At 41.4% G+C, this 17,224-nt stretch carries 14 protein-coding genes; 11 read left to right on the top strand and 3 right to left on the bottom strand.

All coding sequences use genetic code 11. The features are described 5' to 3' along the window. Positions 1-82 precede the first annotated feature (82 nt). On the bottom strand, positions 83-853 hold the full coding sequence (gene kduD / locus QR42_RS16320) for a 2-dehydro-3-deoxy-D-gluconate 5-dehydrogenase KduD (RefSeq protein WP_039181933.1): 771 nt from the start codon (positions 851-853) through the stop codon (positions 83-85). An 8-nt stretch (positions 854-861) separates the two neighbouring features. Next, the gene (gene kduI, locus QR42_RS16315; protein ID WP_039181931.1) at positions 862-1,689 is read right to left on the bottom strand and encodes a 5-dehydro-4-deoxy-D-glucuronate isomerase; all 828 of its coding nucleotides are present in this window, start codon (positions 1,687-1,689) and stop codon (positions 862-864) included. Positions 1,690-1,947: 258 nt separating this feature from the next. On the opposite strand from kduI, the gene QR42_RS16310 reads away from it, so the two are divergent. The 11 genes from QR42_RS16310 (at position 1,948) to manA (ending at position 13,440) form a co-directional block, all read left to right on the top strand. Continuing rightward, positions 1,948-2,958, top strand: coding sequence for a LacI family DNA-binding transcriptional regulator (locus tag QR42_RS16310; RefSeq protein WP_039181927.1), 1,011 nt, complete (start codon positions 1,948-1,950; stop codon positions 2,956-2,958). A gap of 86 nt (positions 2,959-3,044) precedes the next feature. Then, positions 3,045-4,061 (top strand): sugar kinase, encoded by a 1,017-nt coding sequence (locus QR42_RS16305; protein ID WP_039181925.1) that lies wholly within the window; start codon positions 3,045-3,047, stop codon positions 4,059-4,061. Beyond that, positions 4,033-4,632: a bifunctional 4-hydroxy-2-oxoglutarate aldolase/2-dehydro-3-deoxy-phosphogluconate aldolase gene (locus tag QR42_RS16300; protein ID WP_039181922.1), complete on the top strand. Its 600-nt coding sequence runs from the start codon at positions 4,033-4,035 to the stop codon at positions 4,630-4,632. The genes QR42_RS16305 and QR42_RS16300 overlap by 29 nt, the downstream gene beginning before the upstream one ends. A gap of 120 nt (positions 4,633-4,752) precedes the next feature. Continuing rightward, a complete protein-coding gene (locus QR42_RS16295) occupies positions 4,753-5,208 on the top strand; it encodes a GNAT family N-acetyltransferase (RefSeq protein ID WP_039181920.1) in 456 nt (151 codons plus the stop codon). A gap of 68 nt (positions 5,209-5,276) precedes the next feature. Further along, entirely contained in the window at positions 5,277-6,278 is a 1,002-nt protein-coding gene (locus QR42_RS16290) for a sugar-binding protein (RefSeq protein ID WP_039181918.1), read from the top strand. After that, entirely contained in the window at positions 6,275-7,717 is a 1,443-nt protein-coding gene (locus tag QR42_RS16285; RefSeq protein ID WP_039181916.1) for a sensor histidine kinase, read from the top strand. Before QR42_RS16290 ends, QR42_RS16285 begins: the two co-directional genes overlap by 4 nt. Continuing rightward, positions 7,711-9,129 carry a response regulator gene (locus QR42_RS16280; RefSeq protein ID WP_039181913.1) on the top strand — a complete coding sequence of 473 codons (1,419 nt, stop codon included), beginning with the start codon at positions 7,711-7,713 and terminating at the stop codon, positions 9,127-9,129. The genes QR42_RS16285 and QR42_RS16280 overlap by 7 nt, the downstream gene beginning before the upstream one ends. 102 nt (positions 9,130-9,231) lie before the next feature. Next, positions 9,232-10,497, top strand: coding sequence for an ABC transporter substrate-binding protein (locus QR42_RS16275; RefSeq protein WP_039181911.1), 1,266 nt, complete (start codon positions 9,232-9,234; stop codon positions 10,495-10,497). Positions 10,498-10,552: 55 nt separating this feature from the next. Continuing rightward, positions 10,553-11,524, top strand: coding sequence for a carbohydrate ABC transporter permease (locus tag QR42_RS16270; protein WP_200885522.1), 972 nt, complete (start codon positions 10,553-10,555; stop codon positions 11,522-11,524). Then, positions 11,521-12,342 (top strand): carbohydrate ABC transporter permease, encoded by an 822-nt coding sequence (locus QR42_RS16265; protein ID WP_039181910.1) that lies wholly within the window; start codon positions 11,521-11,523, stop codon positions 12,340-12,342. Before QR42_RS16270 ends, QR42_RS16265 begins: the two co-directional genes overlap by 4 nt. 147 nt (positions 12,343-12,489) lie before the next feature. Next, a complete protein-coding gene (manA, locus tag QR42_RS16260; RefSeq protein WP_039181907.1) occupies positions 12,490-13,440 on the top strand; it encodes a mannose-6-phosphate isomerase, class I in 951 nt (316 codons plus the stop codon). Between the two features lie 65 nt (positions 13,441-13,505). Here the strand turns inward: manA and QR42_RS16255 are convergent, their stop codons facing one another. After that, positions 13,506-17,120 (bottom strand): CDP-glycerol glycerophosphotransferase family protein, encoded by a 3,615-nt coding sequence (locus QR42_RS16255; protein WP_039181905.1) that lies wholly within the window; start codon positions 17,118-17,120, stop codon positions 13,506-13,508. Positions 17,121-17,224 lie beyond the last annotated feature (104 nt).

Here is a 17,224-nt window from a genome sequence, read left to right as displayed (position 1 = left end):
TTTTTTTATAGAGTGACTCGGAAGGTGGAGAATTATGCAAATAGAAAAAAGAGAATCCCCGAATAGGAATTCTCTCGTCTTATTATCTCGCAAGCCAGCCGCCATCAACAGCTAAAATGTGGCCGTTCATATAATCAGAAGCTGGTGAGCTAAGGAAAACAGCAGCACCGGCTAGATCCTCAGGTTTTCCCCAGCGCCCGGCAGGGATTCGTTTCAGAATCTCTTCATTTCGATTTTCATCGTCACGAATGGCCTGTGTGTTATTGGTTGCAATATACCCAGGCGCAATCGCATTCACTTGAATATGCTGGCTCGCCCATTCGTTGGCAAAAGCTTTCGTCAGCCCTGCGACAGCATGCTTGCTTGCTGTATAAGCGGGGACAAAGACGCCGCCTTGAAACGATAGAAGGGAGGCGATATTGACGATTTTCCCTTGCCCGTTTTTCAGCATCTGCTGTCCAACCTTTTGCGTGAGGAAAAAGAGACTGTTGATATTCACATCCATGACCGTATGCCAATCTTCCTCTGAATAGTGAGCCGCCTGCTCTCTTTTAATGGTTCCAGCATTATTGATTAGAATATCAATCGTGTGCTTCTTTAATATGGCGTCGACATCCTGCTTTGCAGACTGAGGGTTAGAAAAGTCAACTTGAACCGCATGAAATGATCGGCCTGCCTGTTCGATAAGTGCCTTTGTTTCTTCAAGCGGTGTGTGATGATATGTGCCGATGATATCTGCACCTGATTGGGCAAGCGCCACGGCAATACCTTGCCCAATACCGGTTCCAGGACCTGTTACAAGTGCTGTTTTTCCTTCAAGGGAAAAGAGGGACGCTGCATATGATGATGTCATCACCCTCGTTACCTCAGCTGATCCATTGGGACAAAGTCCATATCTTTGAACGTATAGTTTTCGCCCGCCATTGCCCAAATAAATGAATAATTCGCTGTACCTGAACCTGAATGAATGGACCAGGCAGGTGAAATGACTGCTTCCTCATTTGCCACAACAAGATGTCTTGTTTCAGATGGCTCCCCCATAAAATGAAAGACTCGTGCATCCTCTTCGATATCAAGATATAAGTACACTTCCATCCGGCGATCGTGAATATGAGCAGGCATCGTGTTCCACGTGTTATTGGTTTGCAGCTGAGTGATTCCCATCATGAGCTGACAGCTTTGGATGCCGTCTGCATGGATGACTTGATACAGGTTTCGTACATTGGAAGCAGCTGCTTCCCCTAAGTGGTTTGGTGTTAATTCAGCGATGGCTGCTTTTTGTGTAGGGTACGCTCTATGAGCCGTGGCTGAAACTAGATAGAACTTGGCCTCGTCGCCTGATGAACTAGCAAACTGTACATCTTTGTGACCAAGACCAATATATAAGAAATCTTTATGCTCCAGCACAAAGGCCTCACCATCAACAGTGACCGTTCCTTGTCCGCCGACATTCACAATCCCGATTTCACGTCTTTCAAGAAAATACTCCGTCCGTAAAAAGTCCCCAGCATCTAGTGTGATCGGCTCTGCTGCTGGCATGGCTCCGCCAATCACCACGCGGTCCTCATGTGAGTAATAGAGCTTTAATTCACCACTGACAAATAGCGTAGGTATATGAAAATGACGACGAAGTTCCTCTGTTGTAAAACGTTTGACCTGTTCAGGATGTACAGCATAACGATTTTCCATTTGGATAAGCCTCCCTTTCCATCTGAAACAAATATTGATATTTATTTGGTATCGGTTTCAAGGAAAATTCTAGAGGAAAAAGAGAGCGCCGTCAACCGTTTATTTGAAATCGCTTTCTTTTTCTCTAATTAAACGAATTTTTGCCATCATCAAGCAAAAAAATCTTCTGAAATGCAAATAATTATGATATGCTCTTTTTAAGTTTATTTGAAATCGGTACCGAACCAAATGAGAAGATCAATTGTGGGAGTTTTTTGAATGAAAGAGAAAAAGCAAACGAAAGTGACCATTAATGAAGTAGCAGCTTATGCAGGGGTCTCAAAATCAACTGTATCCAGATATATCAATGGCAGAACAAATGAAATTTCATCTGAAAAGGTAAAAAAAATCAAGAAGGCCATTGAGGAACTCCATTATCGTCCGAGTCAGCTTGCTCAAGGACTAAAAGTCAGAAAAAGCAAGGTCATTGGGTTTATTGTAGCCGACATTACGAATCCATTCTCTGTGGCAACACTTCGCGGAGTTGAAGAGATTTGTGATGAATATGGATACAGCATCATGGTGTGCAACACAGATAATCGTCCAGAAAAAGAACGGGAAATGCTCCTTAAACTGAATGCACATTATATTGAAGGGCTCATCATCAATACGACAGGACAGAACAATGACATTCTGGAGGAGTTTAAGAAAAACGGTGTGCCGATTGTTCTTGTGGACCGGAAGCTGCCTGAACTAAAAGTCGACACAGTGACCACGAACAACCGTGATATCACAATCCGGCTGCTTCAACAAATGTATGAGAAAGGCTATGATCACATCGCATTCTTTACTGAGCCCGTCGATGGAATCAGTCCTCGTGAAGAACGAAAGGAAGCATATGAACAGACAGCTTTGAGTAAACATAAGAAGCCAATCATTGCAGAAATTGATTTAAAGCAAAAGGAACAAATGCGCGAAGAGATTGTCCGTTTTCTACAATCAAACGAACAGAAAAAAGCGATTTTAGCAGGCAATGGATTACTCATGCTGAAGCTGATTAGTGAACTTGTAGAGCTTGGGATGAAGATTCCTGATGAGATCGGTATTGCAGGGTTTGATGATACAGAATGGTATAAGCTGATTGGACCTGGAATCACAACGGTTGCCCAGCCATCTCATGAAATGGGGAAAGCAGCCATGCAAAAAATCAAGACACGGCTTGAAGGGGATGAAAGTGCGCCCCAAACGATTCAGCTTGATGGTGAAATCATTGTAAGGAAATCTTTATAAATGATAGGCAGAGAAGAGTATACAGACGTGCATGCTCTCTCTTTTTCAACTGATTTGAAACCGGTACCAAGAAAGGGGAGAAATGAGTGAAAGCATTGGATGCGGTCACATTTGGGGAATCAATGGCGATGTTTTATGCAAAGGAAGTTGGGGAGCTTCATCAAGTGCATACATTCCAAAAGGCGCTTGCTGGTGCAGAAAGTAACGTGGCTGTCGGTTTGGCGAGGCTGGGCTTTCATGTGGGCTGGATGAGCAAAGTCGGAGCAGATTCACTTGGCACATTTATTTTAGAAGAGCTTCAAAAAGAAGGGGTCGATACAAGTGCAGTGCTCCGTTCAAATGATGGGTCTCAAACGGGGATCTTACTTAAATCAAAAGTGATCGATGGAGACCCTGACGTCACGTATTATCGGAAAGGCTCTGCTGCGAGCACAATGAGTCCAAGTGACTTTCCCGTCACTTATTTCAAACAGGCAGGCCACCTTCATATGACTGGTATTCCGCCTGCCCTATCCAGTGAAATGAGAGCGTTTTCTATTCGTGCCCTTCAAGAAATGAAAGAAGCGGGCAAAACCATTTCATTTGATCCAAATCTTCGGCTTCAGCTATGGGAAGAGGAGGAGGACATGATTCAGACGGTGAATCAAATCGCTTCGCAAGTGGATTGGTTTTTTCCAGGTCTTGCAGAAGGGCAAAGGCTCACGGGTTGTCACGAGCCAGAAGAAATTGCAGATGTTTATTTGCAAAAAGGCGTCAAGCTAGTGGTCATTAAGCTAGGGGCAGAAGGTGCCTTTTATAAAAGTGCAGCCGGACAAGGAATGGTGAATGGATTTTATGTGCAGGATGTCGTAGATACAGTTGGAGCTGGTGATGGATTTGCAGTGGGGGTCATCAGCGGCTTACTTGACGGCTTATCAAATGAAAAATCCGTGACAAGAGGCAATGCAGTCGGGGCACTTGCAGTGATGTCTCCTGGAGATAAGGATGGACTGCCTACCCGGGAGGAGCTTCAAGCTTTTATGAAAGAAGCCAAACGATATAAAAGGCGGGATTACATGAAAGGGGATGAGAGATATGGGGAAGTCAGCAAGTTTGAGCGTTAAAAAGCAGCTCGCGTCTTGTAAGTTGATCGCAGTGGTGAGAGCGGGTAGTGAAAGAGAAGGCATTGAAATGATTGAGCGTTTAAAGAAAAAAGGGGTCCGTGCCATTGAAGTGACGTATACCACGCCAAATGCTGAACGCATCATCGCATCCTTTCAGCAGGAGCAAGACCTCATTGTAGGAGCTGGAACGATTACGACTCTGGAGCAGGCACAATCGGCTGTTGAGGCAGGCTCACAGTTTATCGTTAGTCCAGGATATCTTCCTATGATTGGAGAACATCTTTCATTTTACGACACACTCTATGTACCAGGGGTTCTCACCCCAAGTGAAATCATGCAGGCGAAAGCAGATGGCTACGGCTTGCTCAAGCTTTTCCCAATCGGCTCCTTCGGTTTATCCTATATGAAAAACCTGCAAGGTCCATTTCCAGAGATTGAATTTATTCCTACGGGTGGCATTCATCCAGCTGATGTTCCGAACTGGCTTCAAGCAGGCGCGGTGGCTGTCGGTGTCGGAAGTCAGCTTGAAAACAGTACAGCAGAGGAATTACAAGCCGTTCTTTCCTCATAAATACTTGTAAAACGAACAAACAATTGGCTTGTAGATGCCAGTTGTTTGTTCGTTTATCTCACATAACAGCAGATAACCATTCAACTCTTCACGTACAATGATCGTGAAGGAGTGATGGAAATGTATATTCTACAAGATGAACTTACGGATGGACGAATTGATCAGCTGATTACTGCACATATAGAAGAAATGAAGGAGCATTCGCCGCCAGAAAGCATTCACGCCCTTCCATTAACTGATTTAAAAAAACAGGATGTCACCGTGTGGAGTGTGCGAGATGGAGAGGAGCTTCTTGGCTGCGGAGCGTTAAAGGAGCTGTCAAGTGAACATGGGGAAATCAAATCGATGAGAACTGCAGCCCTCCATATGCGGAAAGGTGTAGCGAGGTATATGCTGAATCATCTTCTCCAAGAGGCAAAACGGCGCGGGTATACACGTGTCAGCTTAGAGACAGGGGCAATGGCTTTCTTTGAACCAGCAAGAAAACTATATGAAAGCGCTGGGTTTCAGTATTGCTCGCCTTTTGGTACATATCAAGAAGATCCAAACAGTTTATTTATGACAAAGGAATTATAGAGGTCGAGAGAGTATGCTTATAAGCAGCTCTTTTTTTATGCGGAAATAGTGAAAAGGAGGAGGATACGGTGAAATTATCTAAGTGGATCGGAATGAGCGCATTTCTCACATTTTGTGCGGTCTCTGTCATCTTTTTAACGTTATTAGGTCAAGATTTATTTAAAATTGAAAGCGCTTCCGATAAAACAGCGTCAACGTATCAATACCATTTTGTCCTTGTACCGGAGGAACTTGATAACGAATATTGGCAGCTTGTACAAAAGGGTGCGGCTGATGCGGCAGACGTTCATCACGTGTATCTAGAATATTTGGGCCCAAAGCAAGCGGATGTAGACGATCATCTGAAAACCATTGATATGGCGATTGCTGGACATGTTGACGGCATTATGACGCAGGGACTTGATGCGGAAAAATACAAACCGCTTTTTCAGAAGGCGAGGGAAAAAGGAATTGATGTCGTCACCGTCGATACGGATGCAGAAGGGAGCAAGCGTCAAGTGTATGTAGGAACGGACAATTACTATTCAGGCTTTATCGCAGGGCAGGCACTCATCGCAGATACAAAAGGTGAACAGTATGTAGGAATTGTCACAGGCAGGCTGGATGCCATTCATCAAAAGCTGCGCGTCAAAGGCTTTCGAGATGCCGTCTCCGCTGAAAAACGCATTCATATTGCTGGAATAGAAGAATCAGCCATTACGAAGTCAGGTGCCTCAGGTGCCGCTTATAAACTATTAAACGATCATGCGAAGCTCACCGCATTTTATGGCACAAGTGCATTAGATGGTGCAGGCATCATTCAAGCAATCGCACAGTACCAATCATCCACTGATTTTTATGTGCTTGCATTTGACACATTGCCTGATACGATTCAGGCGCTTGATGATGGAACGATTGATGCCGTGGTCGTGCAGCATCCTTATGAAATGGGCTATCAAGCGGTGGAATCGCTTGTTCGTTTGCAAAAAGGTGAAAAAGAAGAACCGCTTCAGTACACGGGAACGAGTGTGATCCGGCGCGGGGATCTGCCTCTTCAGCAAACAGACAGAAAGCAGGGGATGCAGCCATGAGAAAGATTCGAAGTAAGCTGTTATTGGCATTTTTAATCCTTGTGCTTCTTGGCAACGTAGCCGCTTTTTTTGTCTACTGGAGCAGTTCAAAAATCACATCAGAATATAGCCGGAGCTTCCGTTCTTTTCTGCTGCTCAATGATATATCGACAGAAGCAAAAACGATGTATGAAAAAGTCAATGCCTATGCCATTGAAAAGGATCGGAAGTTTGCCAAAGAATACCTTACGTCAAAACAAAAAATGAAATCCTACGATCAAGCGCTGCGAAAGGATGCCGGGCTTCATGCTGCGATTCCATCGATTGAAAAATATCAATATATGATACGGACGCTCATCAATGAAAGTGATGCGACCATGACACATGTAAAAGAAGGGAAAATCGAAGAATATGCTGCAAGTGTGAAGGAAGTGAGAACCGTCTCCTCCTATATACAAGAGCAGACGATGACCCTGCTTGATGATGAATTATCTGAATATCAAGTACTCTATCAATCTCTTCAAAAAAGGCATCATACCTATGCGCTCTTTACCTTGTGCCTGTTTACGTTATCAATCGGGGTCGCATTATGGATGGCTTATATGATTGCTGGCGGGATATCAAGACCCATTGTTCATCTGTCCCGAAGCGTAAAAGAAGTATCAGAAGGAAATTTTGATGGAGCGAATTTGCATGTCACCTCAAAGGATGAAATTTCTGTTTTAAATGAAGCCTTTCAGCGAATGCGGCAAGAGATGAAAATGATGATTGAAGAGATCAAACAAAAGGCAGCATTGGATCAAAAAATCAAAGACATGAAGCTAAAAACGCTGCAAAACCAAATGAACCCGCATTTTTTATTTAACACATTAAACATCGTTTCGCGGATGGCTTACTTAGAATCAGCGGAAGCCACATCGAGATTGATTCAATCCGTTTCCACGCTGATGCGGTATTCGCTGTCTGCTCTGAGTACATCCGTTACATTGGAACAAGAAGTGAAAGTGGTAAAAGAGTATTTTCATATACAAGAAACGAGATTTGCCGACCGTATTACGTGCAAAACGTCCATCGATGAGTCGTGTTTATCTGTACATATCCCAAGTCTCACCTTACAGCCGCTTGTCGAAAATGCCTTCATTCATGGCGTCGAACCAAAGGAGGAAGAGGGACTTGTTGAGCTCTCAATCTATCAAGAAGGCGGCTATGTGATGATTCGGATTCGGGACAATGGGATGGGCATCAATGAATTGGAGAAAAGAAGATTGCTATCAGAAAAAGAAGAGGAAGATCCGAACATCCTGAGTAAAGGCCACTCGACAGGAATTGGTCTTCGAAATGTGATGTCAAGACTGCGTTTGTTTTACGGGGTGCAAAATGCCCTTCAAATTGATTCAAAGCCAAACGAAGGCACCACCATACAATTGGCTATTCCGATGAAGGAGGGACCGGCATGCTGAACGTGCTGATTGTCGATGATGAAAAAATAGAACGACTAGCGATGCGGAAGTTCTTAACCGAATGGGTTCCAGAGTGTCATATAGCAGGAGAAGCGGAAAATGGAAAGAAGGCGGTTGAATTCGTGCGATCTGAGCCCATTCATCTTGTGCTCATGGATATTCAGATGCCTGGCATGGATGGACTGACAGCGATCAAACAGATCAAAGCAAGCAGTCCTCATACAAAATTCATTATGCTGACAGCCTACGATACATTCGATTACGCCAAGCAAGCGATGCAAGAAGGGGTGAAACAATACCTTGTTAAACCAGCTGATAAAGACGAAACCATCGCAGCCATTCGATTTGTAGCAGCAGAAATAAAGCAGGAGGCGTCTCAGCGGCAGGCGGCAGCGGCCGATCAGCAGTCAAAGTGGCTTGAAGCCCATATCATGAACGGTCAATCCTATACCTCCATGGAGTTTCAACAACTATTTTCCGAATATGAAGCAGGTCTTATCATCGCGGTGCAGCGGACGGGCGGGGATCAGCTGTTGAACGATTTACAGAAATCTGCACAATTTCATACGGTGCCGGTTCAGATGGGGGGTGAACTGTTTACATGCTTCATTTATAGTCAGCAAGGACCAGGTCAGCTTAAGGCAGAGTTGCTGCAAGCCATTCGAGCTGCCATGACAAATGGTCAGCCTTCACCTGTCGTTGGCATAGGGCACCCAGTCTCAAACCCGCTTCATCTTCAGAAAAGTGCAGCAGAGGCGAAGCTTTCCTATTATCAGCGAAAAAAGAGTGGCGGCGTTGTTCGTTATGGTTTTTACCAAACAGACATAAAGCCCGGTCCATTGATTCATCTGCCGGAGCTTGCAGACAGCATGATGCAGGCGCTCGAGGAAGGGAGAAGAGAGGATGCGCTGGCTTTATTTGATGCCTTTCAATTAGAGGGAGCGACGATTTCACAGGTAAAGGAACTGCTGATTCTCTTCAAATCACGTCTCCGTACAGATCTATCGATATTGACAATCAGCACCGCAGCTGAATGCCGTCAGTGCTGTGAACACCTATTTGACGTGTATGAAGCGAGAACCCAGACCATCAATGACATTGAGCGGGCAAAACGTTACATCAAAACGCATTATTGTGAACAGATCACACTTGAGCAAACAGCCGCTTATGTTGATTTAAGTCCAACCTATTTCACAAAACGTTTTAAAGACGAGACGGGTCTGACATTTAAAGAGTATGTGACAACCTGCCGGCTGGATAAAATCAAAAAGCTCCTCAAGGACAGCTCGCTTAGCTTAAAAGAAATTACCTATCAAGCAGGATATACAGATCCTAATTACGTCAGCCGTGTGTTTAAGAAGATGGTCGGCTGTTCACCGAAGGAATATCGAAAACAGGCCGTAAAAAAATGAAGAATTTCATAAAAAAGTGCAGAAGTTTGCCTGAAAAAAAGCAAGGATCTGCCATTATACTTATTTTGATAACGCTTACAAAATAGGGATGGGGGATCAATCATGAAGGTCAAATTAGGCTTTACACTGCTTGCACTCTGTATGCTGATCGTTACTGCCTGCAGTTCATCGACGAACTCAGAGGCAAAAAAAGAAGGCGGAACGGAAAAGCTCGAAATTTTCTCTTGGTGGACAGGAGCGGGTGAGGAAGACGGGCTAAAGGCACTCATCCAGTTGTTTGAAGAGAAGAATAAAGATATTCCAATTGAAAATGCAGCTGTCGCAGGTGGTGCTGGTACGAATGCAAAGGCTGTTCTGACTAGCCGTATGCAGGGGAATGATCCGCCTGCTACGTTTCAAGTGCATGGCGGGGCGGAGCTGAATGAGAGCTGGGTCGCGGCAGGCAAAATGGAGCCGCTGGATGATTTATATGAAAAAGAAGGCTGGAAAGACAAATTTCCAGAATCACTGATTGATCTTGTCAGCAAAGATGGAAAAATCTATTCCGTGCCAGTGAACATTCACAGGGGCAATGTGCTTTGGTATAACAAGAAGGTATTTGATGATGCAGGCTTAGAGCCGCCAGCGACATTTGATGAATTTTTCAAAACAGCAGATGCATTAAAGAAAAAAGGGATCACGCCACTTGCGCTTGGAGATAAGGAGCCTTGGGCAGCGACTCATTTGTTTGAAAGTGTTTTGCTTGGTGTATTAGGGGCAGATGGTTATCAAAAACTTTGGGCTGGCGACATGAAAATGGATGACCCGAAAGTGAAGGAAGCGGCAGACATCTTTGGGCGCATGCTCGAATACGTCAATGATGATCACAGCTCACGTAACTGGCAGGATGCCTCACAGCTCGTGGCAAAAGGCGAAGCTGCAATGAATGTCATGGGTGACTGGGCGAAGGGGTACTTTGTGAATGATCTTGATTTGAAGGTGAATCAAGACTTTGGATACACGGCGACTCCTGGAACGGAAGGAAGCTTTATGGTGATCACCGATACATTCGGACTGCCAAAGGGTGTGAAACAGCCAGAAAACGTGAAGAAATTCTTATCTGTTTTAGGATCTGTGGAAGGACAGGATGCGTTTAATCCGCTAAAAGGATCGATTCCAGCACGTGTGGATGCAGACGTATCAAAATATGATGAATACGGAAAATCGGCGATGAAGGCATTTAAAGAGTCTAAGCTGGCGCCGTCTCTTGCTCATGGCTCAGCTGCTGAAGAAGGGTTTGTGACGAAAGCGAATCAAGCCGTCAATATCTTCGTGACACAAAAAGACAGCAGCCAGTTTGTATCATCTTTAAAAGATGCAATGAAATAAAGACGAAAGAGGCGGCGGCTAGGCACCGCCTCTTTTTTAAAAGGAGTGTAGCTTCATGCGCATGGACACATCGCCGATGACAAAAACATCTATGCCCAAGGTCAAACGTATGCGGAAAAAATGGAATGGAGATCAGCTGCTGGCGCTGCTCTTTTTAGCCCCGTCAGCGGTTTTATTATTCATCTTTGTTTACGGCTTTATTGGCTGGACAGGATATGTGTCATTATCAAACTGGACCACGCTTGTTCCTGATTTCTCTTTCGCAGGTCTTCGCAATTATGCCATGCTGTTTCAAGATTTCCGCTTTCAGTCAGATCTTCGAAACACGGTCTTTTTTACTCTATTTTTTATTGGGGCTGTCATTGTCTCTGGTCTTGCACTTGCGATTTTACTAGATCAGAAGATCAAGGGGGAATCTCTTTTTCGGAATTTATTCTTCTTTCCGATGGCCCTTTCCTTCGTTGTCACAGGGGTTGTATGGCAATGGATTTTAAACCCGTCAACAGGGGTGAATTTATTTTTGAAAACGCTCGGTATCCAGCCTAAATGGTACACGGATACGAACATTTTGGCCGGATTTGTCTGGGGGAAAATTGAGTTTGGTGTACCTGCGGCCATGATTGCCGTCGTGATTGCAGCTGTTTGGCAAATGACAGGCTTCTCTCTGGCAATGTATTTGGCGGGTCTGCGAGGAATTCCAGAGGAAGTAAGAGAGGCTGCTAGAATGGATGGTGCATCGGAGTGGCAGATTTACTGGAAAATCATTTTTCCTCTTTTAAAACCGATTACTGCAAGTGTTGTTATCATCATGGCTCATATTTCATTAAAGATTTTCGATTTGATTTACTCGATGACAGGACCGGGTGCGAACTTTGTCACCGATGTCCCGGGCGTGTATATGTTTGAAATGACCTTTAGAGGAAACCATTATGCAGGCGGTGCCGCCATTGCGATTGTCATGCTGGTCTCTGTTGCGGTCTTTATCGTGCCATACCTCCTGTCGAGCCGGAAGGGGGCTTCATCATGACAGCCAGATGGTTTGTCCGTCCAGTTCTTTATGCTTTATTGATTTTGTGCAGTCTATTTTTTTTGATGCCAGTTTATGTCATGCTCGTCACAAGCTTGAAGCCATTAGGTGAAGTCACCCTTGAACGAATGTGGTCGCTGCCATCCACAATCGATTTTTCAAGCTATCAAATCGCGTTTGAAAAGCTGGCGCCTAATTTAATGAATTCTCTTTATCTAGTCATTCCTGCTACTTTACTGTCAGCTGTATTAGGTGCAATGAATGGCTATGTATTATCAAAATGGCGTTTTAAAGGATCAGAAGTCGTCTTTACGCTGATGCTCTTTGGGATGTTTATTCCATATCAAAGTATTCTAATTCCACTTATTCAATTTTTGCGTGAAGTCGGATTGTATAATTCAATTCCAGGGCTTGTGCTTGTCCATGTCGTATACGGACTTCCGATCACAACGCTCATGTTCCGAAATTTCTATGTGAGCATCCCAGATGAAATGATTGAATCGGCGAAAATGGATGGCGCAGGGTTTATCGGGATTTTCAGATATATGATTCTTCCGCTTTCGATCACAGGATTTGTTGTGGTCGCCATTTGGCAGTTCACAAATGTGTGGAATGAATTTTTATTTGCAGTCACGATGACCACTGCGGAGCATCAGCCGGTGATGGTTGCCTTGCAAAATCTATCAGGCAGTCAAATCGTGCAATGGAACGTCCAAATGGCAGGAGCGATATTGGCTGCGCTGCCGACACTACTCGTCTATATTCTTCTTGGAAAATACTTTGTCAAAGGGCTTCTTGCAGGCTCTGTCAAAGGGTAAAACAATTTTTGTGTTATCGTTTTCATTCGGTGTACTGAAAGGATTGACTTCTCTTTAGATAGCGTCATAATAAAAGTTGAGACTTACTAGTTTTCATTAAGCTAGGTAAGGATTATCAAAGGGTAGCAAAGGGAGGAGTCATCCTGAATGAAGCAGTCACCAATTTTTTTACTGCCTGAATTGAAGGAAAGAATATGGGGAGGTACAGCCTTAAGGGATCAATTTGGCTACGATATTCCTTCTGATCAAACGGGAGAATGCTGGGCAATTTCTGCTCATCCAAACGGACCAAGTGTCGTGCAAGACGGTCCATATAAAGGGAAAACGCTGATCGAACTTTGGGACAATCATAGAGAATTGTTCGGGGGGATAGAAGGCGATCGCTTCCCGCTGTTAACCAAAATTTTAGATGCAAACCAAGACTTGTCCGTTCAAGTACATCCAGATGATGATTATGCGGAAAGACATGAAAATGGCGAGCTTGGAAAAACAGAGTGCTGGTATATCATTGACTGCAAAGAAGGAGCGGAAATGATCTATGGGCACAATGCAAGAACAAGAACTGAGCTTGTCACCATGATGAATAGCGGAGATTGGGAAGGTCTTTTGCGGCGGGTGAAAATTAAGCCTGGTGATTTTTATTATGTGCCAAGCGGTACTATTCATGCGCTTTGCGAAGGAACGCTTGTCCTTGAAACGCAGCAAAGCTCAGATACAACCTATCGCGTATATGATTATGAACGAAAAGACCAGGATGGCAACGAACGTGAACTTCATTTTGCACAAGCAATTGATGTCACGACGGTTCCTCATGTAGACGGTTATGCAGATGAATCAGTTGAAACACGCCGAGGAGTGACCATTCGTACATTTGTCGAAGCAGAATACTTCTCTGTGTATAAATGGGAAATTGATCAAAAAGTAGAGCTTTCGCAGGATTATCCGTTTTTGCTATGCAGTGTGATTAATGGAGAAGGATCTTTAGAGCATGACGGAAACACATATCCATTGCCAAAGGGCGCTCATTTTATTCTGCCGGCTGAAACAGGAAGCTTCTCAATTGAAGGATCTTGTGAACTGATTGTGTCGCATATATAAAAATGAAAAGACTTTCAAGCATAAAAAACAGCTTGAAAGTCTTTTTTATTACAAATATAGAAAGGTTAGTTTAGAACTTTATAAAAAGTGTCCATTGCTTTTTTATTATACTCTTTATAATTGAATGGAGCATAAGAAGTGTGTGCCTGAGAGCTAAAGTTGTTTAAACCTTCTATAAGCCCATCAATACTATTATTGACTAGAGCCCCGTATTTACCATTCTCTAAAACAGTCCTATTGGCAACGATATCTGTCGCTAAAATATCCATTCCTAGTGTCATTGCTTCTAAAAGGACCATTGGCTGACCTTCATAATGTGAAGATAAAACAAAGCAATTACACATTTTTAGGATGGTAAATGGGTTTTCAACTTGGCCTACTAAGAACACATGGTTTTGCAATTCAAATTGTTCTATTAACATTTGAAGGTCATTTTTTAGTGGACCATCACCGAGAATATATAGCCTGCTATTTGCGTTTGTTTCGACATGTTGCTTAAACGCAGTGATTAAATTATCTTGTCCTTTCTCTGGCGATAAGCGTCCCATATTAACAAAATTATAGTGATGTTTTGATGGATAAGGAACAAACTCATTTCCTATCTGGAACCCGCGAATTTCAATGATTTCAAGTGCTTTTTTATCTACCCAGCCTATTTTTTCATTATTGAGCTCTATTGCACAGTATGTTGAGATAGGTGTGGTGACCTCTTCAGTGACATCAACTTCTTTTTGATTATATAGATAATAATCTTCCACGACTTGAAACCGTGTATTTTCATTTGTTTTATTATAAATTTTAAACTCATTCAAATGAAGCAAGGCAGAATAACTCACTTCTTTACGATTTAAAATAGATTGAGGGTCTAATTGTTTAAATGCTTTTACGTTTAACCACCCAATCACTTTTCCATCATAAGAAAATTGATAATAGGTAGATGTGCTGGTTTTATGGCTCTTGATTACAGTTACGATCGCATCTTTATAGAGATCAGCGCTGCAGACTTCAGCATAACCGAAATTTGGATATGCTTTAGACCATACTTTATGATTTTCTGTATGAACAATCTTCATTTGCTTGTTTAAATTTCTTTCTAAAAGTGTTCTATTATTCAAAGAGTGAATAAATTCTTCATGTTTATGGTAATTTTCAGTTAATAATGTGTGCTTTTCTTTTTCGATCAATGCTTGTTTATCTTCAGGGAGATCACTATTAACTTCGTAATTTTTCAGTATTTTTAGTGCTGAGGAATCTATCCAGCCAATTAGTTGTTTATTAATATAAAATCTGCTATAGACGGAACGTTCAGTTCTAGCTTCTCTATCTATTTCCACCATAATATTCTTATATGGATGGCTAGAAGAAACCTTTTTAATTCCCTTCGTTTTATAGGGTTTTGTCCAAATATTATTGCGCTTAGGAGATGCAATCACTGCTAGTTTATGAACTTCTTCTTCATATATAATGCTATCTGGTAGAATCTTAAACGCTTCTTTATTTAACCATCCCACCACATGATCTTCATAAGTGAATTTATATAAAACTTCGTTTTGTTTTGTTACAGCTTTTCTTGTAATCATGACCACTTTATTTTCAAATTCTTTAGCTGAAAAAGTGGAATAATTACTTTCAACTAATGTAGGGAGTATTTTATCGTGTTTACTGCTTAAAATTTTCGCCCTGGATTTAAAAGGTTTGTTCGATATGATTAGGCTTGTATCTTCTTCTTCGCTAGAAGTTAATTCTGTTCCTAAAATTTTGTCTGGGTTAATAGAGTTCATTACATAATCAAATTTACTTTCTTCTGCATATTGAGATAAATTCTGTTTGTTTAACTCCATCGTCCCTTTAGAGACACTCACTAACTTATCGAATTTATGATATATGGTGAATAAACCTCTCAGATTAATTCTATGAGGTTTCTTACCGTTAATCGTTCTTTCGCTATCAGAGAGAAGATCATTATGCATAAAACATATTTTTGTTTTCGCATCTGCAGAAACGAGATATTTAGCCCAGTATAAGCTATAGCCACTAAAATCAATCACATGATCAAAAGTGGATTTTCCGAATAGGCGCTTGAATTCTCTGGAATAAGCTTCTTGTGGATAGAGTCTTTTTTCTAGTTTCCCTTTTGCTCCGCGATTATGAATTAATTTATCTTTATAAACTTCTTGCAGAGTATATACAGGTAAGCCTGGCTTGAAGATAAATCTGACATTTTTATTGACTTTTGCAATATTATTTAATACTTCTTTTGAGTTTGGTGTACTCATATAACAACTCACATCATATTTATCATAATCAATATTTTGAGTTAAGTTAATGAAAGAGGAAGTAATACCATTATTTTTCATACCTCCTGGATATATCAATATCTTTTCTTTCACTTTATTATGAGTATCGATGCAGCGAACGGTTTCAGTCTCATTATTGAAGATAGCCTCAACTACTCTTTCAGTCACTTTACCATCGTCGTACTTTGTGAAGGCATGTTTAAACTGCTCATACTTGGTTTTGAATTCTAAATTTATTTCCTTTATTCGACCAATTGATTCTGCCAAATCTCTTATATTATAGACACGAGGTCCTGGAAGGTTTTCAAGATTAAAATACATTCCCCGTTCTTCGTTATATTCATCTGCGTCCCACATATAAAATAGGATTGGTTTATTTGTAACTAAAAAATCAAAGAATATACTCGAATAGTCAGTGATCAATAAATCGGTCGCACTTAAAAGCACATTTGTATCAATAAAATCCGGTATAAGCCGGCCTTGTAATTCCGTTGATCGACTTGCTTGGTGATAAAGAAATGGATGAAGCTTAAGAAGAATATTAAATTCTTGACCGCATCGTTCTTGTAAGTAATTCAGGTCAGAAGTGATCTGAGTTAAATTATTTTTAACCTTACCAACATTCGTCCCTTTCCATGTCGGTGCATATACAATAGTTTTTTTCTCTAAAGATAGGCTAACTCCAAAAGATTGAAGATTTTTTTTAAATGCGAGAGGATCAGTATTTAATGTTAGATCAATTCTTGGGTATCCTTCTTCTATTACTTTCCCTGAAAAAATGTGTTTCAACTTATAACTATTTAAGAACATGCTTGTTGTATGTTCATTTGGGCTAATAAGATAGTCTGAGCTTAAAAAATTTCTTAATACGTTCTGAGAATGTGCAGGATTTCCTGGGATATCAAAGCCCATATACTTTAATGGTGTACCATGCCACGTATTAATATAGACTTGATCTTCTTTACATATAAAAAATGGTTGGAAAGTAGAGTTATTGATTAAATATTTTGCAGTGGCTAAATATTTCAAATAATCTTTAGAGTTCCTTTTAACAAAAATCACGTTTTTGTCATCTCTATACTTACTTAAAATTGGTTCTAATGTTTCAAAGTCTTCAATAGACCAAATATGAGTATAGTCTTTAAAATTTGGCTGATGAAGCAAATATTCAAAAATGGCTAAAGGACTATCGGTCATGCTTTTACCATCTCTAGATTCATAAAGTACGGTTTTATCAACAACATCAAGATGTTGATAATAGTATGCATATAGGTTATTCCTTTGGTGTCTTTTATCTTTAATAAAATTCCTTAAAGGGTCTTTTAGAAAGTTTATTTTCCTTTTTAAAATCTTTTTGTTCCTTTTTATGATCTTTTTATTCATGATTGTGACTCCTTTTAACATTCCTTTTTAAAAAGTCAAAAATTTGTTGTGATATACAGACAAGTGAATTTAAAAATTTCGATAAAAAAATACAAATGATGCTA

Source organism: Bacillus sp. WP8, assembly GCF_000800825.1.
Classification (GTDB): domain Bacteria; phylum Bacillota; class Bacilli; order Bacillales; family Bacillaceae; genus Bacillus; species Bacillus safensis.
The sequence above is the reverse complement of the archived record's forward strand: the minus strand, read 5'-3'. Positions and strand labels throughout refer to the sequence as shown.